Raw genomic sequence first — 20,291 nt, 5'->3', positions numbered from 1 at the left:
TTCCTCGGGGTGAATTGTGTGCTCACGGCGGCTTGAGTAGCTTCGTGGCATGGCCGATTCGGTGCTGCAGCAGCAGTTGGACGAAGTTCGCGCGATGCTGGCCAGAGCGCGGGAACTGTTCGGCGCCAACCCCATCGCACCGCCATCCGACATCGCCCCACCCGCCGACACCGCGCAGCGCTGGGTGCGCTGAGGAGCTCAGCCGTCGGCTTCGAGTCGGTGCTCTCGGAGACGCTCGATCGCCCGCACCAGATCCCGCGGTCCAGGCACGTCGTCTGATGGCGTGTGCCCCGCGGCGATGATCTCGTCCCGCACCTCCATCAGGGCCTTGTGATAGGACACGTCGGCGGTGCGTTTGATGGCCTCAGCCAGGGTGTCCGCATCCGTGCCCAGCGCGGCTTCGGTGAGGACGACGCTGTGCAGGTAGCCACCGCGACAGCTGCGGAACAGGATGTGCCCGCTGGGGTGGATGGCGTCGAATTCGGGGTTGGGCTCGCTCACGCGTCAGGCCGGATCGTCGTGGACGGCCTGGATTCGTCGCGCCCGCTCATCCTCGTCGGCCTCCCACGTCACTGCCGCGTGCTCGAGATGCCGCGCCATATCGGCGTGGTCGCTGGCCTGCTGCTCGTAGCTGGCCCGACGCTGTTCCAGCAGCGCTCGGCCGGCCTCCCGCAGTTCGGCGAATATCGGTCCCAGCGAATCGAGGCTCTGCTGGATCGCGTCGTGGCTCTGCGGAACCTCGGCCAACTGCTCGGCGGCGGCACCGTGTCGACGTGCGGCCTCACGCAGATGCTCGGTGTCGATGTTGATGTCCATCAGGGAACCTTTCTATCCTGCGCGACCGGCGACGGCCGGGCGTGTCGGAGCGGGCTTCGCGGTGTCAGTCGGTGCGTTGGCCGGTCCCGAGGACGGCGCTGAGCTGGCGCTGTCCGGCGGATGCAGCCAGCCTAGGAAACTCGGCCCGCTCACGGTGCTGATCGGCTGCACCCGTCCGTCGAGGAAGGCCCGCTGCCGGTCGAGGGCCACGACCTGGCGGTCGGAGAACATCGCCACATCGCCGGTCGAGACCCGGCTGGGATCCACAGGGTGCGGCACCGCGCTGCCCGGCGGCGGGATCGGCAGCCCGTGGCGGTGATACGCCTCGGCGACCGGAGTACCCGTGAGGACGGCACGCAGGGCTTCTGCCACCGCGGGCGTCGGTGCGGTGACGAGACTGCCGTCGGGCAGACGGACTTCGGTCGAGGGTTCCTCCGGTGCGGGCTGCTGATCTGGAGGAGGCGCCGGCGCAGGTTCGGCGTCGACGTCCTCTGCGGTCTCCTCCCCCGGTTCCTCAGCCAGCAGGTCTTCGAGGCTGAGCCCGTCGAACGGGTCTCGCAGTGCGCCGCCCTCGGCCCCCAGGGCTGATCTGGGGAGTCCCGCCGGCATCAGCCCCGCCAGATTCGGCAGGCTCGCGGGTGCTCCCGCCAACGCAGGGGACGTCGCGGGAATCGACGGCAATGCGGGCATCGGCACGGCCGGTGCCGGCGATCCTGGGTTCGGCGGCACGGGCGGACCGCCTGACGGGGGTGATGGAGCGAGGCCGAGTTCTGCCCAGGGATCGGCGAGCAGATCGTCCGGCAGCTCGGCGCCATAGGGCCGCAGTGGTTCCGGCGGCGCAGACGCGTTGCGTGACGGAGATGGTGGCGACGGCGAGGTGTCGGCTGGCGCGGCGACCCGTTTCGTGGACTCGTACAGCGCGGTCCATGCGGTCGCCATCGCGGCCTTGGACCGATCGTCGAGATGAGCGTTCTCGATGATCGCACTGATCTGGCGCAGTCGGTCGGCCAGGAAGCGCTGGAAGTCGCGGGCGCCCGCGGCGGTGTCAAGATCGGTCCGCGACTGCACGGCGTGCTCGATCTCCTCCTGCAGGGCGCTGAGCTTCTCGGCCCCGTCAGTGCTGGTCGCGTGCGCGCTGAGGATCGCCGAGATCACCATGAGGTCAAGCGTTGCGGTCGAGGAATTCTGGTGCGCAAGATCGCTTTCAGCCTTCTTGATCGCCGTCGCAGCCTCCCCGCGCTGGGGTATGGGCGCGGGCGAGTCCGGAACACCTGGAGTGATCGGGGCGCCGGTCTTGGCATCGAAGAAGCGCGGGTAATTGGCGCGAATCTTGTCGACGACGGCCAGCACCGCGGCCGGCGGGGACACCAGTGTGGTCACCGTGAGAATCTCGGCACCACTCAGTCCGCGCTGCCACGCCTGCGGGTCACCGGTGACCGCACTCAGATGCCGTATCACCGCCAGAAAGTCGTCCTGCCCGCTCAACGTGGTGCCTCCATGCGCCGGACCCTACGGAGCAGTCGCGGCGGCGACAATTCACCGTGGACGAGGGTGTGGACTAACCGGATGGGCGTGTGTCGTACTGCGCCAAGAGTTCTTCCAGGACGGCTGTCTTCGCTGTCGCTTCGGACGCCGCGTCGGCCACGACGGTGTGAATCTCGCGCAGTTTGGAGGCCAGAAAGCGTTGCGCCGCAAGTACTCCGGCGGCGGTGTCGAGACCGAGCTCGTCCTGGTGGGTGACCAGTGCTTCAACCTCGTCTTCGATGTCGTCGAGACGGCGCCGCGCCGCCAGTGTCGCGGCGTGGGCGTCGGCAACGACGGCAGCCAGAACGCGATCGGCGGTGGCGAGGTTGTTGCGTCGGGCCAGGACCGCCGACTGGCGCGCGGCGAGGACCGCGGCCGCGTCCCCCGCCTGCTCGGTCATGGCTGTGAAGCTACCCGCGATCCAGGAGGCCGACAATTCATGACCGACCGGGCGGTCAGGCCAGTGGCCGGCGGATCACCACGTTGTCACCGAGTGGGCTCACCCGCACGGTTGCGCCCGTGTAGGGCGCCTCGACGACCATCCCGTTGCCGATCGCCATCTGCACGTGACCGGAGTGCGGAAAGACCAGGTCGCCGGGCCGGATCTGGGAGCGCGGCACCGCGATTCCGTCGTCGATCTGGTCATAGGTGGTCCGATCGATCTGAACACCCGCCTGACGGTAGGCCCACTGCACCAGACCGGAGCAGTCGAATCGGTCGGGGCCGGTGGCGCCCCACACATAGGGCCGACCCAGCCTCGACAGGGCCGCGCGCACCGCAACCGCGGCCCGGTTGTCACCGGGCGCCAGGGGCGCGCCCCCAGTCAGGCGGAGCCGTTGCATCACCCGATAGCGCAGCGCCCGCAGAACCGCCAAGCGCAGCGCCGCACGGCTACGGGCCATCAGGACGTGGCCGTGCTGGGCGCGCATTCGCGCCGCCGCACGTCGCAGCGCTTCACGTTGGGCCACAGGTGAATCCACGGCACCACCGGTGTCCCGGCGAGCTTCCTCGAGCACCCCTCGGGTCAACGACCGCGCACGTGCATGGTCGCGCTCGGCCCCCGAGAGGACCTCGCCGAGCGCGGAGTCCGTCGCAGCCGCAGCCCGCTGTGCCAGGACCACCGCCTGCAGTCGGGCACGGTACGCATCGAGCGCCCGGCTCCCGCCGTCGACCGCGGGGATCAGCACACGATCGGAGGCCAACGGAGCCGACGGCAGCACGGACGTCGAGAACAACTGGTGCGCACGAAGCAGGACCTCCAACTCGGTCATGACGTACTCAGGCGGCGTCGTCGACTCGGACCGCGGTGTCGTGGAAGACCGTTGCCACCACCGGCAGCACCTCCCCCTCGCGACGTTCGAGCAGTGCGGCGTTCTCGGGGAGTTCGCGAGCGTTGATCTCGCCGGCGGCGATGCGGCGCAGGACCTCGTGGGCGTGCTCCAGTTCGCCGCGCTTGCGGTACTGGTTGCCGGGCAGCTTCACGCCGGCCCACACCCCGAACTCCACCTCATGGTCCACCGCGTGCTGCGCACACCGCCGCTGTTGCGCCAGCGGGCAGCGACGCAGACAGAGAGTTCTGGCCTGCACCGCCGCGGTCTCGTAGGACCGGTTCTTGGCTGGGCCGTGTCCGGAGTCGTCGTCGGGATAGCCGAACCAGAGGTCAGGATCTGAAGCGCAGGGGTGGGTGAACATGCGTCCGGCTCCTCTCAGCGGAAAACTGTGCCGGAAGCGTATACGTAATCCCGTACGCCCGCAATCAAACGTATCTTGTTTCGTATATGTATACCGATAGTCGCCGCGCTGTGTACGATCCTCGGCATGGCTGGAGAGTCCCGTTGAGCCGGGAATCCGCAGGCGCGGCGATTCGCCAGTTGCGTGAGGCTCGCGACTGGTCCCTCGCCGACCTCGCCGAGGCGTCCGGTGTCAGTGTGATGGGACTGAGCTTCCTGGAGCGCGGTGTTCGGAAACCGCACAAATCTACTGTTCAGAAGGTTGAGAACGGGTTGGGGCTGCCGCCCGGCAGCTACGCCCAGCTGCTCGCCGCAGCCGATGCGCAGGCCGAGGCCAGTCAATTGGCAGCCGGCGACTCCCCGTCCGGTTCGGACATGGCCACCACCGTCACCGCCGACCCCGGGACCGACATCGCGGTGCTGGAGGGGTACGCCGAGGCACAGCTCGAGACGCTCAACTCGGTGATCGCCCGGCTCCCCCCGCCGTCATCAAACGAATACGAAAACGTCGTCACGTCCGTGCTCGCCCAATGCCTTAAGGCCGAGCAGCTGACCGCCAACTCATGGCGCGTGGCGGTCAACACCGGCGGGGACTCGGCGTCGGCGCTGCTGATGCACCTCCGCGCGCTGGAGACCACCCGGCAGTCGCTCTTGGCTCGCCTCGCCGGCAGCGTGGGCGCCCAGCTCGACCGCGCCTGCCGCGAGTCGGGTCTGCCCGAGACCGTGGTGTGTGCGCTGCTCGGTGTCGAGCCCGCCCAGCTGTGGGAGATCCGCGGCGGCGGCGCCATCGCGCCCCACGTCCTGCGCCGGGTGCGGGCATTCATCGACGCGACACTGGATTCAGGGCACTGAGACCGGCGTCTCCGGCGTCTCGTCCGTCCGTGACGACGCAGCGAGACGACCGCGTCCGCGGTACCGGGTCCACACGGCGCGACCCGTCGCCCCAAGTGCGGCCCCCGCGGCGACCAGCTGAGCCCAGTACTCCTTCACCAGGTCCGCGATCCCCTTCACCCGGTCCGCGAGGCCGGGTGGTGACGGCGCGGGCGCCACATGCACGGGGATCCGCAGCGGCACGCTCTCCACCCTGACCGTTCTGCCGTTCTTCATGCAGTCGATGGCCGCGGACAGTTTCAACTCGCCGGCGACGAGGGGTTTGACCTTCCAGCTGAAGTACACGCGGGCGTCTTCGCCGACCGACCAGTTCTGTGTCTCCACGGGATCAACCTCGGCATCGGAGCCGATCACCGACAGAGTGGCTTCGACGTCGGCGGTGATCGTGATCGGGATCCTCGGCCGGGGTTGGACCGTCGGCACCTCGGCGTCGATCTTGGTGCGCCACAGCGCCACGTCCCCGATGGTGAGTGCAATGTTGTCGGTGCTGCCCTCGGTCAGGAACGCCGGCGCGTGCCACTCGGCCTCGCTCGTCAGCAGGTTCTGAAGGTCGCGTTCATTGCGTTGATAGTCCGTCAGCTCGGGCGTCGGCGGCGCCGCAACGTTCCCGGTCGGCGGCCCGCCTTCCGGACCAGGAGGTGGCGTCGCGGCGGTGGGGTTCGGCAGCGGCGGAACGTCTGCCGGGCCCGGCGGGGGCGCACCGGCGGTCGGGTTCGCAACGACGATGCTGGGGTCCGAGCGGACAGGTCCACCGCCTGCGATCTCGCCCGCTTCACTGGGCGCCGGTGCGGGCCACAACAGGGTCGGGGTGCTGTCGCCGGACACGGGTTCCGAGGGTCTGTCGTACCCGCTGGTTCCGCAGGCACCGCAGACAAGCAGGGCGCCGATGACCGAGGCCAACCGACGGGTGAGCCGGGGCCGACCGGGGGCTGCTGGTTGGATGCTCACCGCGCCCTGCGTCCCGCGGCTTCTCGTCCGTGCCACCGACCCACCTCCTCATGGCATGCGCAGTGGTGCTCACCAAGTGTCGGAGTTTCACCGGGTCGCCGGAACCGGCTGTCGGAGAACAGGTAGCGCACTACCTGTGGGAGCGCCGGGCCGCAGCCAAGCGCGTATGAGCCTGAACTCAGGTCAGGGAGCTGATCAGTTCCAGGCTTTCGAGTTCACGGATCGCCCGGCAGCCCCGTTCGAGCATCGCGAGCACCATGTCGTCGCCGCGTTCGGTGGCCGCCGCGAACGCGAAGCCGAACGTCGTGATGAGCGGCGCCTGCAGCGTGCCCAATCGGTAGTCACGCCAACATGTCTCGGCGTCATAGTCGCTCACTCCGAGCCGCTGCAGTTCCCGGTGATAGGTGGCCACCAGATCCCGTTCGATCTCCGCGCGAACCTCAGGCAGCAGGCTGGTGGCGGTGAAGTAGGCCAGGTCCCGGGTCGGCAGGCCGATGGTCAGGGTCTGCCAGTCCACCACGGTCACCGTCGTGCGGTCGAACATCAGGTTGTCGGCCCGGAAGTCGCCGTGCAGCAGTGCGAATCGGTCCGGTTCGAGCAGCAGCCAGTCGGTGATCGCGGCCGCCGAAGCGGTCAGCGTGTCCCGGTCGGTGGCGCTCATCCGTGGTCCGAGTCGGGAGATCGTCGTCTCGGCGGCCATCGTCGCCAAGGCGCCCATCCCCTGCGCGAAGTCCGCCGTGGGGCGTGGCATCGTCGCACCGGTGAAGCTGTCCCACGTCGGATCGCACCACCGGGGCCCGTGCAGTCCGGCCAGCGCGGTCACGGCCAGGGCGGCCTGAGCCGGAGTGCAGCCCGCCAGTTGATCACCCTGTTCGGCTGGGGCCAGATCTGCGAGCACCAGGACGAAATCCGCACCGTCTCGGTCGATCTCACAGCGGTGCACCCTCGGCAGTGGGACCGCGACGGTGTCGGCCACCTCGGTGTAGAACGCGTGCTCGGAGCGGTAGCCCAACGCCACGCGTTCCCGCACCGCCTCCTCCTGCGACGGCAGTTTCACGATCACGGTCGCGGGGAGGTCCTCTCGCGCGTCACGGTAGACGGGAGTGACGCGGTAGGTGGCACCCGTCTGTCCGGTCCCGACGGGGACCACGGCCGCGTCGACGACCTCGGCAGCCAGGACGTCGGTCAGCCACGTCGCAGTGACGTCGGCGGGACTTGCAGGAATCGCGGCGGTTGCGGGCACGGACACCTCCTGGCTGTGCATTAGAGCACACGCGATGTCGGACCCCGTGCCTAATGTCCGGGCATGACCGCATGGATCAACACCGTCAGCCGCGACCACGTCCTGCGCGGCGTGGCAGGCGGCTTCACGCAGGCCGACCACGGCAAACCCGACCGGTTGCGCAGGCTGTTGCGCGACGACTGGATCGCGTTCTACTCCCCCAAGACGCATCACCCCGAGGGGGACCCACTCCAGGCGTTCACCGCGCTGGGCCGGATCGTCGACGACGAACCGTTTCAGGTGCACATGGCCGACGACTTCCACCCGTTCCGGCGGCGAATGGAGTTCCTCGACTGCGCCGAGACGCCCATCCGCCCGCTCATCGACGGCCTGGCCTTCATCGAGGACAAGAAACGCTGGGGCTACCGGTTTCGGTTCGGACTGTTCCGGATCCCGGACGCCGACTTCGCCCTGATCCGTTCGGCGATGACGGGCACACCGCAGTCGTAGGCTGGCTCCGGTGAGCACGTCGACACCGGTCCTGATCTCCCCCACCGATCTCGCGGCGCGGTTGAACGATCCGCGTCTGCGCATCCTTGATGTGCGCTGGACGGTGGCCGCGCCCGACGGCCGAGCCGACTACCTGGCGGGCCACGTACCGGGTGCGGTGTACGTCGACCTCGACTCCGAACTGTCCGATCACTCGGTGACCGGGCGGGGACGGCATCCACTGCCCACCGCGGCGCAACTGCAGGCTCACGCGCGCTCGTGGGGCCTCGACGACGGAGACCCCGTGGTGGTCTACGACGCCTGGGGCGGACAGGCCGCCGCCAGAGCCTGGTGGCTGCTGCGGGCCGGCGGGATCGAGGATGTCCGCCTGCTCGACGGGGGCTGGCCGGCGTGGGTGGCGGCCGCGCTTCCGGTGGAGACCGCGGTGCGAAAACCCGATCTGGGGTCGGTGGAGATCAGCTCGCTCGAGGCGATGCCGACCGTGGACGCCGACACCGTCGCCGCCCTGGCCCATGCCGCCGACGGGCATGTGCTCGACGCCCGGGCCGGGGCGCGCTACCGCGGCGAAGAGGAGCCGTTGGATCCGGTCGCCGGCCACATCCCGGGTGCGGTGTCGGCACCGACAGCCGAGAACCTCACGGCCGCAGGTGGTTTCCGGCCCACCGCGGAACTGACGGAGCGGTTCGCCGCGCTCGAGTCCGCCCCCGGGAAGGTCGCGGTGTACTGCGGTTCCGGGGTGACCGCCGCCCATCAGATCGCGGCCCTGGCCATCGCCGGCATCGACGCCGCGCTGTATCCGGGCTCGTGGTCGGAGTGGTCGAGCACGCCGGGGCGTCCGGTGGCGACGGGACCCGAACCGGGTTAGTTCGGCACCCTGTCCAGGATCGCGCGAACGATCGCGACGGCCTGACCCGTGGGGTCATACCGGCACACCATGGTGTCGGCCACGACGTTGTTGCGGGCGCCGATGGCGCGCTCACAGCCCCAGCCGTTGCCGCCCTCTCGGAGCTCCCGCATCCACACCACACCGTCGTCGTTGGTGGGCGCACCGAGGGTGTAGCGCACCGTGTCCGAGGACTGCGGGTAGGTCGCCGTGATCATCTGGCCCTCGCACTCGCGCCAGGTCTGTTCCTGGTCTTCGACGTTGCGGGCCGCGGCCTCCGCGGTGGGGAACGACACCACCACCTGGGACACGGTGTGGCTCGGCGGCCCGTCCCCGGTGTTGCGTGACATCTGCTGCTGCGTGGCACTCCACCCCGATTCCCCGTAGGCCACCCGCTGTCCGGGCAGCCACGCGCCGACGCAGTCCTTGTTGTCGACGGCGGCCAAGTCGTCGGAGAGGACGGGCGCCGACTGCGTGACCACAATTCCGGTTGCTCCCGCGAGATTGGCCAGTTCGCCTGTGCCGCTGAGCAGTCCGGGCAGACCCGCTGGTGCGACCGGCGAGGCGGGCGGGCCGGTGCGACTCGTTGTCACCGTGGTCGTCGCCGCGGCGGTGGTGGTCGTCGGCGAATCCGCCTCGGCGTCGTCGCCTCCGCCCCCGGTCAGCATGGTCGCGGCCACGGCTCCCGCGACCACCAACACGACCACGCCCGCCACGGCGGCCACGATCGGCCCCCGCCGGCGTGGACGCGCGGGCACCGAATTCGGCGCCGGCGGGGCGTAATGCGGATAGGACGGCGGCGCCATCCAGCCGTTGGACGGGGGGCCGGCGTGCGACGGCGGACCGGTCGTGGCTGGCGGGGCGGGCATCGACGGTGGTGCGATCCGCCCCCGGGGCGCCGGAATCGTGCGGTCGTCGTTGAGGGCCGACGCCGCCGCGGCAGCGAACTCTGCGGCGGTCTGATAGCGCCGCGCCGGGTCCTTGGCCATGGCCGTGGCGATCACGGCGTCGAGCGCCGCCGGCAGGTTGTGCGCGACCGCCGTCACTCGGGGCGGGGGCTGCTGCAGGTGCGCGGTCATCAGCGCCGCCGCGCTCGGTGAATCGTGGAAGGGCGCCTTGCCCGTCAGCATCCGGAACAGCGAGCAGCCCAGTGAGTAGATGTCCGAGCGCCCGTCGACCGGGTCACCGGAGAGCACCTCGGGCGCGGCATAGGCCAGGGTCGCGGTGACCGAACCCGTGACTGTCAGGCTCACGTCATCGAGCGCGCGGGCGATGCCGAAGTCACCCAGCAACACACGTTCGCGCGGCCCGGGCGGGCCGGACAGCAGGAAGTTGGCGGGTTTGACGTCGCGGTGCACGACGTGGTGCTCATGGGCGTAGTCGAGCGCCTTGCCCACCTCGGTGACGATGTGCACCGCCCGGTTGGGCGTCATGGTTCCGGCCCTCAGGGCAGCGTCGGCATCGGTGCCGTCGACGAACTGCATCGCGATCCACAGCTGCCCGTCCTCGGTGGTGCCGCGGCGGTAGATCGAGGTGATGTTGGGGTGGTCGAGCATTGAGGCGACGTCGGCCTCGCGAATGAAACGCGCGCGGAAGTCAGGGTCGCGGGACAGTTCGGCCGACAGCACCTTCAGCGCGTCGCGGCGCGGCAGTTCCGGGTTGGCGACGAGATACACCACGCCCATGCCGCCCATGCCGAGCACCCGCTCGACGCGGTATCCCGCGACGAGCGCACCAGGCGGCAACATCGGCTACCTCCCCGGTGCCGCGCCAGGCACCACGTGGTCGGCGAGCATCACATGGGCAAACATAGCGGGCTCAGGTTCTCGGTGCGGAGTCGCGCGCCGTGGGACCCTCCGCCTGGCGATTCCCCGCCGATGGTCGCCGGTGACAGTGACAGGGATCATGGGGGACCAATTGACGAGATTGTTAGTACGCCTATTAGAGTCTCCCCGGTGGGTCGGGATGACTTCGCTGACGGAGTCAGCTTCACCGGAATCAGGGTCGCGGACTACCTCGACGCCGACGGCGCGATCGCGCTGCCGGACGGCGTCACGCTGACGTCCTACCTGGATCGCAACGTCGCCGGGCTCGGCGACGACCTGGCCTACCGCTACCTCGACTACACCCGCGGTGATGATCCGGTCGTCCACGAACTGACTTGGACCCAACTGGGGGCGCGCCTGCGCGCGGTCGGCGCCCGCCTGCAGCAGGTCTGCTCCCCGGGCGACCGCGTGGCCATCCTGGCGCCCCAGGGCAACGACTACGTCGTGGGCTTCTTCGCGGCCATCCACGCGGGCATGATCTCGGTGCCGCTGTTCGCCCCCGAGCTGCCCGGGCACGCCGAACGCCTCGATGCGGTGCTGGCCGACGCCTCCCCCACCGTCGTGCTGACCACCACGGCCGCCGCGGAGTCGGTGCGCGGGTTCCTGCGCCGCCGCCCGGCCGCACAGCGGCCCCGGGTGATCGCCGTCGACGCCGTACCGGACTCGGTGGGGGCCACGTTCGTGCCCGCCGAGCACGGCACCGACGACCTGGCCTACCTGCAGTACACCTCGGGATCCACCCGGACCCCGGCCGGGGTGGAGATCACCCACCGCGGGGTGTGCACCAACGTCCTGCAGATGATCCTGGCCGGGGAACTCGACACCGACATCCGCAGCGTCAGCTGGCTCCCGCTCTACCACGACATGGGCCTGATCATGATCATGTTCCCGGCGTTGTGCGGCGGGCACATCACGCTGATGAGCCCCATGGCGTTCGTCCGGCGCCCGCACCGCTGGATGGTTCAGCTGGCCCGCGAGTCCGCTCAGGGCCGGGTGTTCGCGGCCGCCCCGAACTTCGCCTTCGAACTGGCCGCGCAGCGCGGCGTTCCGCAGGACACCTCCGGCTTCGATCTGAGCAACGTCGTCGGCCTGCTGAACGGCTCCGAACCCGTCAGCCTGGCCGCCATCGAGGCGTTCAACGCGACCTTCGGCCCCTACGGTCTGCCGCCGTCGGCGGTCAAGCCCTCCTACGGCATGGCCGAGGCGACGCTGTCGGTGGCGTCCGTGCCGCCGGCCGCCGTCCCCAGCGCGCTGTATCTGCACCGGGGCGAGCTCAGCAAGGGTCTGGCGGTGCCCGTCAGCCCCGACCACTCCGAGGGTGTCCCCTACGTCTCGTGCGGGCAGATGATCCCCAGCCAGTGGGGCGTCGTCGTCGACCCCGAGATCGCCGCCGAACTGCCCGCCCGCCACGTCGGCGAGATCTGGCTGCACGGTGACAACATCGGCCGCGGGTACTGGGGCCGCGAGGAGGAGACCCAGCAGGTCTTCGGCAACAAGCTGCAGTCCCGGCAGCCTGAGAACAGTCACGCCGAGGGTGCGCCGGAGTCCGGACTGTGGCTGCGCACCGGTGATCTCGGCGTGTACATCGAGGACGAGCTCTACATCATCGGCCGGATCAAGGACGTCATCATCGTCGACGGCCGCAACCACTACCCGCAGGACATCGAGGCCACCGTGTCGTCGGCTTCACCGGCTGTGCGCTCCGGCTATGTGACCGCATTTGCGGTGTCCGCCAACGACTCCGGTGCTTCCGGCGAGCAGCTGGTGATCATCGCTGAGCGCGCCACCGGCGCTGGCAGGGCTGATCCGGAACCGGTGGCGGCGGCCATCCGGGCGGCGGTGTCGCGTCAGCACGCGCTGCCGGTGGCCGACGTGCGCCTGGTGCCGGCCGGGGCGATCCCGCGCACCACCAGCGGCAAGCTGGCTCGTGCCGCGTCCCGCGCGGAATACCTGGCCGGCGCCTTCGACTGACCGCGGGCGCGGCCCGCGGGCCCGGCTTCCCCGCGAGAGTGCAGTGAGGGCTGTCGGGAACGCGCGGGCACAACCCTGCGCGCAGTCTCGGCGCCCACAGCCGCGTCAGCGGTGCGACGGGTCGACGAGGTGTCCGCGCCGCACACGCTGGTGTGGCGCAACCCCGACGCGGGAACCTGGGCGTGGGTGCTGCGGGCGCTGCCCGACGGCCGCACCCGCCTGCTGACCCGGCTACGCACCTCCTACACCACGCCCGGCACGCTGGCGTTCGCGCCGATCCTCGAACTCGCGGACTTCCCGATGTACCGCCGAATGATGCTCGGCATCAAGGAGCGCGCCGAACGCTGACGGCCCGGGCGAGGCGTCAGTCCTCGTCGTCGTCGCGGTAGTCCTCGTCGTCCAGGTCGACCGTCTCGTGCTGCTCGACGTAATCGGCCGGGTCCACCTCGATCGGCGGCTCGCCGAGTTCGTCGTCCTCCACCGGCGCCAGGGGAGTGGCCTGCTCTGCGAGGTCCCCGGGATCTGCCGTCATAGCCCTGCCCTCCTGCAAATCGGTGTCCACCGCGTACTGGTGCGACTTCGAGTATCCAGCTCCCAGCGGTTTCAATCCAGAACCGCTGAGCCCAGCCGGAACTGCGCGCGAATCAGCTCGGTGCTCAGCGGGTAGTCGAGCAGCGTCGCACTCAGTGCCTGGGCCAAGTCCGCGACCGCCGGGCCGGCGTCGACGTCACGGTGCGCCAGCAGTGCTCCCATCCACGTCGCCGTCTCGGAGACCGGCCGCGGATCACCGGTCAACAGCGCCGCCGAGACCGCGTGCAGCGTCTGCGGCACGGCGTCCCGTGCCACGGCCCGAAGCGCGGTCTCGACGGGGTTCGAGGCGTCACCGGCCGTCACGCTCCACTGCCGGATCACGCGGTCGACCAGGTCGGCATGCGCCAGTTCCAGTGCGCCCTGCTCCTGCGCCGGCCCCTCGGGCAGGGGAGGCACTGAGGACACCACGACCGGGAGGGCCTCCATCACCGCGACGGCGCCCTGGGCATCTGCGGCCCAGGCCGTCGCCCCGAGCGCTTCGGCCCTGACCGCGTCACCGCCGAACGCGGGACCACCGACCACCACCGGCACACCCGCCGACGTGCTCGCTTCGATGAACCGCCGGGTCGTCGGCACGGCGCCGAGGACCGAGCAGCTGACGGCGACCGCCTCGGGGCCGACGTCCTGGATGTACTGGCTCAGGCGCATCGGCGACGTCGCCGGTCCCAGCGGCGTGGTCTGCCATCCGGCGGCGCGCAGGACACACCCGATGATCGCCGCGGGCAGCCAATGCCATTCCCGCTCAGCGCAGGTCACGATCACCTGCCCGCGCGTGACGGGTGCGTCCGCGACCCGCCGCGCAACGACCTCGGTGGCGGCCATCGCCATCGCGGTGGCCGCATGCTCCTGCGCGACCGACCATTCGCCGCGCTCCCACCGCTGGCCGATGACCCGTTGCGAGGCGGCCACCACATCGGTCAGTACCGCCACCGGCGCCATGCCCTCATCGAGCATCCGGTCAACCAGCGCAACGACTCTGGGCCTGTCGGAGGCTGCCACGGCGGCCTCGTAGTCGTCGAGTTCCTCCGGCGCGGACCCTAGCCGCCGCATGTCACGGCCAGCAGAGCGATGTCGTCGTGGGCGTGGCCGTCGAGATACTCCATGACGTCCTGCTCCACGGCCTCGCAGACGACCTCGGGAGACGCGCCGGCATACGCGGGCAGCATGGCGCGCAGCCTCTCCAGCCCGTACTGGCCCGCGTGGCCCCAGGCCTCGTCGACCCCGTCGGTGAACATGAGCATGGTGTCCCCGGGTTCGAGGTGGAAAGATGTTGCGCCGTACTGGACTTCAGCGACCAGGGCGGCCGCCGTGCCGTACGCCGCGATCTGCTCGACCCGCCCGTCGGCGCGCAGCACCAACGGTGGGGGATGCCCCGCGGTGGCCAGATCCACGTCGGCGCCCGTTCCGTCGGGTCGCGGCCACAGCCGCGCACACAGCACCGTCACGAACTGGGTCGACGACGGGTTGTAGAGCACCGTGTTGGTCACGCCCAGGATCGCGGCCGGATCCCTATCGAAATGGGCTGCGGTGCGGATGCTTTGGCGGGCCTGACCGGTCAGCGCGGCGGCCTCGACACCCTTGCCGCACACATCGCCGAGCGCGATCAGCCAGTCGCCGTCGCCCCCGACGACGTCGTAGAAGTCACCGCCGATGTCGAGGTGCTCTGCCGCGGGCCGGTAGCACGCCGCCAACCGCAGGCCGGGGATGCTGGGCAGGGACGGTGGCCGCAGGCTCTGCTGCAGCACGGCGGCGACGTGGGTCCGTTCCTGATACAGCCGGGCGGAGTCCAGGGCGAGCGCGGCCCGGGCGGTGATGTGCTGGGCGAAGGCGATCTCGTCGGCGCTGAACCCGGCGTCGGCCCGACGCACCAGCACCAGCGCGCCGAACGTGGCGCCGCGAGCGGTGAGCCCGACCCCCAGCACCTCGGCGGGTGCCAGCGCATGGGCCGACTCCACGAACGGATCGACGGGCACCAGCCCCGACAGGTCACAGCCCTGGATGCGTTCGGGGTGACCGGTGCGCAGCACGCGCTCCAGCGGTAGTCCGGCCAACTCGGAGCGGGCGATGCCGATGCCGCCCGGCGCGGCGTCACCCAGCAGCGTCAGCACCCCCGTGCGGCCGTCCGGGATCACGACCATCGCCCAGTCGGCGAGCGTGGGTTGAATGAGATCGACCAGTTGCAGCGCGGTGCGACGCAGGTTCAGCGAGCCGCTCAGCGTCACGGCCACGTCCTCGGCCAGCTGATCGATCGGCCGGGTCTGTGCGGCGTTCTCGACGTCAGGGTGGATGCTCACACCTGTCCTCATCAGATCAGCGGGGGACGACTTCATCCGGCGATGCAACATCACTGGCGGCCCCCCGCGGGCTTTCGTTGATGACGAAGCTGCGAACTCAACCTCAGTCACGACGTTACTCACTGCCGTCGGCACCTGCTCTGTGATTGAGGTTTCACCCGATCGAGGTGCCCACTGCAGACACTGCCCGCTGCAGAACCCAAAGAGTACGACCTCTGAGGAGATCGTGCCCTCGTGCTCTGTGTGTGGAGATCTCGACAGCAGGCCAGAGGGTTAAGCCCGCGCATCGCCGGTGTTCAGCGACTTGATCAATCCCGTTGCATTGTGTGCCCAACAGGCACACAGTGGATGGCATGGCTACGAAGACGGAGCGGTTCGCCGTGCGCCTGACCGCAGAGCAGGACGCGCTGATTCGTCGGGCCGCCGAAGTGGAGGGGACCGATCGGACCAACTTCACGGTGACCGCGACGCTGGCTCATGCCCGCGACGTGCTCGCCGACCGCCGGCTGTTCATGCTCGACGGCCCGGCCTGGTCGGAATTCGTATCGGTGCTGGACCGGCCGGTGTCGCACAAGCCGCGGCTGGAGAGGTTGTTCGCGGAGCCCTCGATCTTCGACGAGTGAGTGGCTACAGCGCACCCCGGCCGATCAGCGAGCACGATGTGGTCGCCGACTTCGACAGCGGCGAACCCAGCCTGGGCAAGTACCTGCGGGGACGCGCCCTCGCCAGACACGTCGAGGGTGCCTCCCGGTGCTTCGTGACGTGCCGGGACGGACGTGTCGTCGGGTTCTACGCGTTGGCCTCGACGGCGGTGGAGCGCGCCGACACACCCGGGCGGATGCGGCGCACCATGCCCGATCCGGTGCCGGTGATCCTGTTGTCGCGGCAGGCGATCGACCGCAACGAGCGACGCAAGGGCTTGGGCGCTGCGTTGTTGCGGGACGCGATCATCCGCGCGGTGGCCGCTGCAGAGATCATCGGTGTGCGGGCGCTGCTGGTGCACGCGCTGCATGAGCAGGCCCGAGCGTTCTACGCGCACTTCGATTTCGAGCCCTCGCCGACCGACCCGCTGCACCTGCTGCTGTTGATCAAAGACGCCGGCGCCCTGCTCGCCCCGCCGCAGAAGTGATCAGCTGACGCCCGACGCGCCCGGGGACCGGCGGTGGCGATCAGCAGAGACCTTGCAGGGGTTTGGCGGCTCAACTCCCCGAGCCGCCAACCGGCCCGGAGCAGGTCCCTGAACACTCCCACAAACACAAAGGTCACGAACCATTTCTGGTTCGTGACCTCTTGCGTTGCAGTTCAAGAGAACCGCTCAATGTGGGCGAAGGGGGACTTGAACCCCCACGTCCCGAAGGACACTGGCACCTGAAGCCAGCGCGTCTGCCATTCCGCCACTCGCCCAAACGAACTGCGACACCGTATCACGGTCGGCGGCCCATTCCCGAATCGCGTGGTCAGGCGCATCTGCAGGCCGCTGACCTGCACGGACACGATTCTCAGAGTTCTTATGGTGACTATGAGACACAGATGGCCGATACCATGGACGGGAAATATCACAGTGGCGCGACACGCGGCCGACCGCGGCACTGACCTGGTCGGCACAAACGACACCTGAGGCAGGCGGTGAGAATGGGACTGGTGCAGCGGTTTGACCGCAAGCTCGAGTCCACCGTCGGCGACGCATTCGCTCGGGTGTTCGGCGGGTCGATCGTCCCCCAGGAAGTCGAAGGCATGTTGCGCCGCGAGGCCGCCGACGGCGTCCGCTCACTCCAGGGCGGGGTGCTCTTGGCGCCCAATGAGTACGTCATCCGGCTCAGCCCCGCCGACCACAAGAAGGTGCTCGCCGATCCAGATCTCACGTCGGATACTTTTGCCCGACACCTTGGGGGATACATCGGTGAACAGGGGTGGCAAACGTATGGTGATGTGGTTGTCCGATTCGAAGCATCGCCGAATCTGCACACCGGCCAGGTCCGGGCAAAAGGTGTCGTCAACCCTGACGCCGTTGTCGGGCCAGCCCCCGCATCCGAGCCCACCCCGAGCGCAGCACCACCGGCCGCGCCACAATCAGACCGTGCGTCGAACGCAGAACCAGGAGTACCACCGATGAGCGACAATCCGAGCTACCGCGGCAGCCAGGGACAGGGACGCCCCGGTGACGAGTACTACGACGAGCGGTACGGCCGGCCGGACGATCCGCAGGGCCAGGACCCGCGCGGCGGGTACGCCCCCGGCCCGGAGCAGGGCGGCTACGGCCAGCCCCCGCAGGGTGGTTACGGCGAGCCCCCGCGCCAGGGCGGCTATCCCGATCAGGGTGGCTACGCCCCCAACTATGAGCAGCGGCCGCCCGCCGGCGGCTACGGCGGCCCGCCCTCGGGTGGCTACGACGCCCCCGCCGGCTACGGCGACCAGGGCGGCTACGACCAGGGCTACCGTCAGGGCGGATATGGCCCCGGCCCCGGCCCGCAGGGCGGATACCCGCAGGGCGGCGGCTACGGCGAGCCCCCGCGCGGTGACTACGACTACGGCCGCGGCCCCGAGGGCCGTCCCGAGCCCCCTCGTCAGCCGGGTCCGGACTACGGCCGTCCCGACCCGCGCGGCGGCTACGGCGACCAGGGCGGATACGACCAGGGTTACGGCCAGCAGCAGGGCTACGGTCGCCAGGACTACGCGCAGCCCCAGGGTGACTACGGCCAGCCCGACTACGGCCAACCCGACTACGGTCGCGGCTACGACGCCCCCGGCGGCTACGGCGACCAGGGCGGATACGACCAGGGTTACGGCCAGCAGCCGGCCCAGGGCGGCTACGGCTACGGCCAGCCCCCGGCTCAGGGCGGCTACGGTGCCCCCGGCGGCGCGACGGTGACGCTGCAGCTCGACGACGGCAGCGGCCGCACCTACCAGCTGCGCGAGGGCGCCAACGTCGTCGGCCGCGGCCAGGACGCGCAGTTCCGCCTCCCCGACACCGGCGTCTCGCGTCGTCACCTCGAGATCCGGTGGGACGGGCAGGTCGCGCTGCTGTCCGACCTGAACTCGACCAACGGCACGACGGTGAACAACGCGCCGGTGCAGGAATGGCAGCTGGCCGACGGCGACGTCATCCGGCTCGGCCACTCCGAGATCGTCGTCCGCGTCCACTGACGCCGACCGGTCCCACACCAGACACGGGCGACGCGCGGCGGCTTCGCACCCGCCCAGGTGACCTGCCCAGTATCGTGACGTTGCCGCGCGATTTCGGGAAGGACGCCAGATGCAGGGACTAGTTCTGCAGCTGACGCGCGCCGGTTTCCTGCTTCTGCTGTGGCTCTTCATCTGGTCGGTGCTGCGCATCCTGCGCACGGACATCTACGCACCGACCGGTGCGGTCATGGTGCGGCGTGGCCTGGCGCTGCGCGGCAACCTGCTGCCGGCGCGCCAGCACCGGGGGACGCCGCGACAGCTTGTCGTCACGGCCGGTGCGCTGGCCGGCACGAAGATCACACTGGGCAACCAACCGGTGCTGATCGGGCGAGCAGACGATTCCACTCTGGTGTTGACCGACGACTACGCCTCCACCCGCCATGCCCGGCTGTCCCCACGGGGCTCGGAATGGTATGTGGAGGATCTAGGATCGACCAACGGCACATACCTCGACAGGGCGAAGGTGACGACGGCGGTACGCGTTCCCATAGGCACGCCGGTGCGAATCGGCAAGACGGCGATTGAGCTGCGCCCGTGACCCTCGGTTTGCGCTATGCAGCGCGCAGTGACCGCGGCCTGGTCCGCGCCAACAACGAGGACTCGGTGTACGCCGGGGCCCGGCTGCTGGCGCTCGCCGACGGCATGGGCGGACACGCGGCCGGGGAGGTGGCCTCCCAGCTGGTGATCGCCGCGCTGGCCCACCTCGACGACGACGAGCCCGGCGGGGATCTCCTCAGCCGGCTCAACGACGCGGTGCACCAGGGCAACTCGGCCATCGCCGCACACGTCGAGGCCGAACCCGAACTCGAGGGCATGGGCACCACGCTCACCGCCATCCTGTTCGACGGCCATCGTCTGGGCTTGGTGCACATCGGCGACTCGCGCGGCTACCTGCTGCGCGACGGCGAACTGACCCAGATCACCAAGGACGACACGTTCGTTCAGACGCTGGTCGACGAGGGGCGCATCACGGCCGAGGAGGCCCACAGCCACCCGCAGCGCTCGCTCATCATGCGCGCGCTCACCGGCCACGAGGTCGAGCCCACGCTGATCATGCGCGAGGCCCGCGCCGGGGACCGCTACCTGCTGTGCTCCGACGGGCTGTCGGATCCGGTCAGCCACGACACGATCCTCGAGGCGCTGCAGCTGCCCGACGTGGTCGAGAGCGCCGACCGGCTCATCGAGCTCGCGCTGCGCGGCGGCGGCCCGGACAACGTGACCGTCGTCGTCGCCGACGTGGTGGACTACGACCACGGCCAGACCCAGCCGATCCTGGCCGGCGCGGTGTCGGGGGACGACGGCAGCTCATCCGCCCCGCCCAACACCGCCGCGGGCCGCGCCTCAGCGATCAACCCGCGCAAGCCTGCCGCCAAACGCGTTGTGCCGCAGCCTGACCCGCCGCTCAAGCGGCCCCGGAGCCGGCGCCGGATGATCATCGCCGCGGCCCTCATAGCGATGCTGGTGCTGGCCGGATTGGCGGTCGGCCGCCAGATCATCCGCAACAACTACTTCGTCACCGAGCACGACGGCACGGTGTCGATCATGCGAGGCATCCAGGGCTCACTGCTGGGCATCTCGATGTCGGAACCGTTCCTGCTGGGCTGCCTCAATGACCGCAATGAGCTGTCGCAGATCAGCTTCGGTCAGCACCAGTACAACTGCCGCCTGATGCAGCTGCAGGATCTGCGCCCCTCCGAACGCGCCCAGGTCGCTGCCGGACTGCCCGGCGGCTCGCTGGACGACGCGATCGCCCAGTTGCGCCAATTGGCTGAGACCTCGCTGCTGCCAGTGTGCCAGCCGCCCGCCCCGCCGACCCCGAAGCCGAGTCCCGCGCCGGCGCCGCCGCGCACTCCCGCGCCGAGTCCGACCAATCGTCCCGCCCCGGCTGCGACGCCGGAGCCC

At 69.9% G+C, this 20,291-nt stretch carries 22 protein-coding genes, 1 tRNA gene and 1 pseudogene; 11 read left to right on the top strand and 13 right to left on the bottom strand.

The annotated features are described in order from the left end of the window. Window positions 1-49: 49 nt before the first annotated feature. Window positions 50-193, top strand: a complete 144-nt coding sequence (locus tag A5727_RS27790) for a hypothetical protein (protein WP_197507607.1) — start codon at window positions 50-52, stop codon at window positions 191-193. A 5-nt stretch (window positions 194-198) separates the two neighbouring features. Here the strand turns inward: A5727_RS27790 and A5727_RS06675 are convergent, their stop codons facing one another. The 6 genes from A5727_RS06675 to A5727_RS06650 all read right to left on the bottom strand — a co-directional run bounded on the left by A5727_RS06675 (window position 199) and on the right by A5727_RS06650 (window position 4,032). Further along, window positions 199-501, bottom strand: coding sequence for a DUF2694 family protein (locus A5727_RS06675; RefSeq protein WP_068246529.1), 303 nt, complete (start codon window positions 499-501; stop codon window positions 199-201). Window positions 502-504: 3 nt separating this feature from the next. Beyond that, window positions 505-816, bottom strand: coding sequence for a type VII secretion target (locus tag A5727_RS06670; RefSeq protein WP_157521256.1), 312 nt, complete (start codon window positions 814-816; stop codon window positions 505-507). A gap of 12 nt (window positions 817-828) precedes the next feature. Then, the gene (locus A5727_RS06665) at window positions 829-2,301 is read right to left on the bottom strand and encodes a DUF4226 domain-containing protein (protein WP_068246523.1); all 1,473 of its coding nucleotides are present in this window, start codon (window positions 2,299-2,301) and stop codon (window positions 829-831) included. 73 nt (window positions 2,302-2,374) lie between these two features. Continuing rightward, window positions 2,375-2,740: a DUF4226 domain-containing protein gene (locus A5727_RS06660; RefSeq protein ID WP_068246522.1), complete on the bottom strand. Its 366-nt coding sequence runs from the start codon at window positions 2,738-2,740 to the stop codon at window positions 2,375-2,377. A gap of 55 nt (window positions 2,741-2,795) precedes the next feature. Then, the gene (locus A5727_RS06655; protein ID WP_068246521.1) at window positions 2,796-3,611 is read right to left on the bottom strand and encodes a C40 family peptidase; all 816 of its coding nucleotides are present in this window, start codon (window positions 3,609-3,611) and stop codon (window positions 2,796-2,798) included. A gap of 7 nt (window positions 3,612-3,618) precedes the next feature. After that, complete coding sequence (locus tag A5727_RS06650; RefSeq protein WP_068246518.1) at window positions 3,619-4,032, bottom strand: WhiB family transcriptional regulator; 414 nt, start codon at window positions 4,030-4,032, stop codon at window positions 3,619-3,621. 143 nt (window positions 4,033-4,175) lie between these two features. On the opposite strand from A5727_RS06650, the gene A5727_RS06645 reads away from it, so the two are divergent. Continuing rightward, complete coding sequence (locus A5727_RS06645) at window positions 4,176-4,922, top strand: helix-turn-helix domain-containing protein (RefSeq protein WP_068246515.1); 747 nt, start codon at window positions 4,176-4,178, stop codon at window positions 4,920-4,922. On the opposite strand, the gene A5727_RS06640 is transcribed toward A5727_RS06645, so the two are convergent. Then, window positions 4,911-5,945, bottom strand: coding sequence for a hypothetical protein (locus tag A5727_RS06640; protein WP_157521255.1), 1,035 nt, complete (start codon window positions 5,943-5,945; stop codon window positions 4,911-4,913). The two genes, A5727_RS06645 and A5727_RS06640, sit on opposite strands and share 12 nt — an antisense overlap. Window positions 5,946-6,087: 142 nt before the next feature. Continuing rightward, window positions 6,088-7,152, bottom strand: coding sequence for a phosphotransferase family protein (locus A5727_RS06635; RefSeq protein ID WP_502687660.1), 1,065 nt, complete (start codon window positions 7,150-7,152; stop codon window positions 6,088-6,090). A 63-nt stretch (window positions 7,153-7,215) separates the two neighbouring features. Between A5727_RS06635 and A5727_RS06630 the strand changes: the two genes are divergently transcribed. Together A5727_RS06630 and A5727_RS06625 are read left to right on the top strand one after the other, a co-directional pair. Further along, entirely contained in the window at window positions 7,216-7,641 is a 426-nt protein-coding gene (locus tag A5727_RS06630) for an EVE domain-containing protein (protein ID WP_068246502.1), read from the top strand. Window positions 7,642-7,651: 10 nt separating this feature from the next. Beyond that, window positions 7,652-8,506, top strand: a complete 855-nt coding sequence (locus tag A5727_RS06625; RefSeq protein ID WP_068246499.1) for a sulfurtransferase — start codon at window positions 7,652-7,654, stop codon at window positions 8,504-8,506. On the opposite strand, the gene A5727_RS06620 is transcribed toward A5727_RS06625, so the two are convergent. After that, window positions 8,503-10,272 carry a serine/threonine-protein kinase PknH/PknJ gene (locus tag A5727_RS06620; RefSeq protein ID WP_068246496.1) on the bottom strand — a complete coding sequence of 590 codons (1,770 nt, stop codon included), beginning with the start codon at window positions 10,270-10,272 and terminating at the stop codon, window positions 8,503-8,505. The genes A5727_RS06625 and A5727_RS06620 overlap by 4 nt on opposite strands. 207 nt (window positions 10,273-10,479) lie before the next feature. Between A5727_RS06620 and A5727_RS06615 the strand changes: the two genes are divergently transcribed. Beyond that, on the top strand, window positions 10,480-12,321 hold the full coding sequence (locus A5727_RS06615) for a fatty acyl-AMP ligase (RefSeq protein WP_068246493.1): 1,842 nt from the start codon (window positions 10,480-10,482) through the stop codon (window positions 12,319-12,321). 129 nt (window positions 12,322-12,450) lie between these two features. Then, window positions 12,451-12,669, top strand: coding sequence for a hypothetical protein (locus A5727_RS06610; protein ID WP_157521254.1), 219 nt, complete (start codon window positions 12,451-12,453; stop codon window positions 12,667-12,669). Between the two features lie 16 nt (window positions 12,670-12,685). Here the strand turns inward: A5727_RS06610 and A5727_RS27360 are convergent, their stop codons facing one another. The 3 genes from A5727_RS27360 to A5727_RS06600 all read right to left on the bottom strand — a co-directional run bounded on the left by A5727_RS27360 (window position 12,686) and on the right by A5727_RS06600 (window position 15,206). Continuing rightward, window positions 12,686-12,853, bottom strand: coding sequence for a hypothetical protein (locus A5727_RS27360; RefSeq protein WP_157521253.1), 168 nt, complete (start codon window positions 12,851-12,853; stop codon window positions 12,686-12,688). Window positions 12,854-12,924: 71 nt separating this feature from the next. Beyond that, a complete protein-coding gene (locus A5727_RS06605) occupies window positions 12,925-13,962 on the bottom strand; it encodes a cobalamin B12-binding domain-containing protein (protein ID WP_068246487.1) in 1,038 nt (345 codons plus the stop codon). Next, on the bottom strand, window positions 13,950-15,206 hold the full coding sequence (locus A5727_RS06600) for a PP2C family protein-serine/threonine phosphatase (protein WP_231991976.1): 1,257 nt from the start codon (window positions 15,204-15,206) through the stop codon (window positions 13,950-13,952). The genes A5727_RS06605 and A5727_RS06600 overlap by 13 nt, the downstream gene beginning before the upstream one ends. A gap of 317 nt (window positions 15,207-15,523) precedes the next feature. Here A5727_RS06600 and A5727_RS06595 point away from each other — a divergent pair. Both A5727_RS06595 and A5727_RS06590 read left to right on the top strand, forming a co-directional pair. Continuing rightward, window positions 15,524-15,829 (top strand): annotated as a pseudogene (locus A5727_RS06595) (type II toxin-antitoxin system TacA family antitoxin); the annotation flags it as partial. Beyond that, on the top strand, window positions 15,826-16,335 hold the full coding sequence (locus tag A5727_RS06590) for a GNAT family N-acetyltransferase (RefSeq protein WP_068246482.1): 510 nt from the start codon (window positions 15,826-15,828) through the stop codon (window positions 16,333-16,335). The pseudogene A5727_RS06595 and the gene A5727_RS06590, both read left to right, overlap by 4 nt. A gap of 192 nt (window positions 16,336-16,527) precedes the next feature. Here the strand turns inward: A5727_RS06590 and A5727_RS06585 are convergent. Next, a tRNA-Leu gene (locus tag A5727_RS06585) sits at window positions 16,528-16,610 on the bottom strand. A gap of 228 nt (window positions 16,611-16,838) precedes the next feature. Between A5727_RS06585 and A5727_RS06580 the strand changes: the two genes are divergently transcribed. From A5727_RS06580 to A5727_RS06570, 3 genes are all read left to right on the top strand, one after another. Then, window positions 16,839-18,350 (top strand): FHA domain-containing protein, encoded by a 1,512-nt coding sequence (locus tag A5727_RS06580; protein WP_068246479.1) that lies wholly within the window; start codon window positions 16,839-16,841, stop codon window positions 18,348-18,350. A gap of 109 nt (window positions 18,351-18,459) precedes the next feature. Further along, complete coding sequence (locus A5727_RS06575) at window positions 18,460-18,927, top strand: FHA domain-containing protein FhaB/FipA (RefSeq protein WP_068246476.1); 468 nt, start codon at window positions 18,460-18,462, stop codon at window positions 18,925-18,927. Beyond that, a partial coding sequence (locus A5727_RS06570) for a PP2C family protein-serine/threonine phosphatase (protein ID WP_157521252.1) occupies window positions 18,924-20,291 on the top strand: 1,368 nt, incomplete at its 3' end. The genes A5727_RS06575 and A5727_RS06570, both read left to right, overlap by 4 nt.

The organism is Mycobacterium sp. ACS4331, from assembly GCF_001667265.1.
Lineage (GTDB): Bacteria > Actinomycetota > Actinomycetes > Mycobacteriales > Mycobacteriaceae > Mycobacterium.
Note: the sequence above shows the minus strand (reverse complement) of the source record. Positions and strands in the feature narration are given on the sequence as shown.

Excerpts from the sequence above, each read along its gene's own strand:
- A5727_RS27790 (WP_197507607.1), top strand. The coding sequence starts at position 50 with ATGGCCGATTCGGTGCTGCAGCAGCAGTTGGACGAAGTTCGCGCGATG.
- A5727_RS06670 (WP_157521256.1), bottom strand. The coding sequence starts at position 816 with ATGGACATCAACATCGACACCGAGCATCTGCGTGAGGCCGCACGTCGA.
- A5727_RS06660 (WP_068246522.1), bottom strand. The coding sequence starts at position 2,740 with ATGACCGAGCAGGCGGGGGACGCGGCCGCGGTCCTCGCCGCGCGCCAG.
- A5727_RS06655 (WP_068246521.1), bottom strand. The coding sequence starts at position 3,611 with ATGACCGAGTTGGAGGTCCTGCTTCGTGCGCACCAGTTGTTCTCGACG.
- A5727_RS06650 (WP_068246518.1), bottom strand. The coding sequence starts at position 4,032 with ATGTTCACCCACCCCTGCGCTTCAGATCCTGACCTCTGGTTCGGCTAT.
- A5727_RS06630 (WP_068246502.1), top strand. The coding sequence starts at position 7,216 with ATGACCGCATGGATCAACACCGTCAGCCGCGACCACGTCCTGCGCGGC.
- A5727_RS06620 (WP_068246496.1), bottom strand. The coding sequence starts at position 10,272 with ATGTTGCCGCCTGGTGCGCTCGTCGCGGGATACCGCGTCGAGCGGGTG.
- A5727_RS27360 (WP_157521253.1), bottom strand. The coding sequence starts at position 12,853 with ATGACGGCAGATCCCGGGGACCTCGCAGAGCAGGCCACTCCCCTGGCG.
- A5727_RS06605 (WP_068246487.1), bottom strand. The coding sequence starts at position 13,962 with ATGCGGCGGCTAGGGTCCGCGCCGGAGGAACTCGACGACTACGAGGCC.
- A5727_RS06580 (WP_068246479.1), top strand. The coding sequence starts at position 16,839 with ATGGGACTGGTGCAGCGGTTTGACCGCAAGCTCGAGTCCACCGTCGGC.
- A5727_RS06575 (WP_068246476.1), top strand. The coding sequence starts at position 18,460 with ATGCAGGGACTAGTTCTGCAGCTGACGCGCGCCGGTTTCCTGCTTCTG.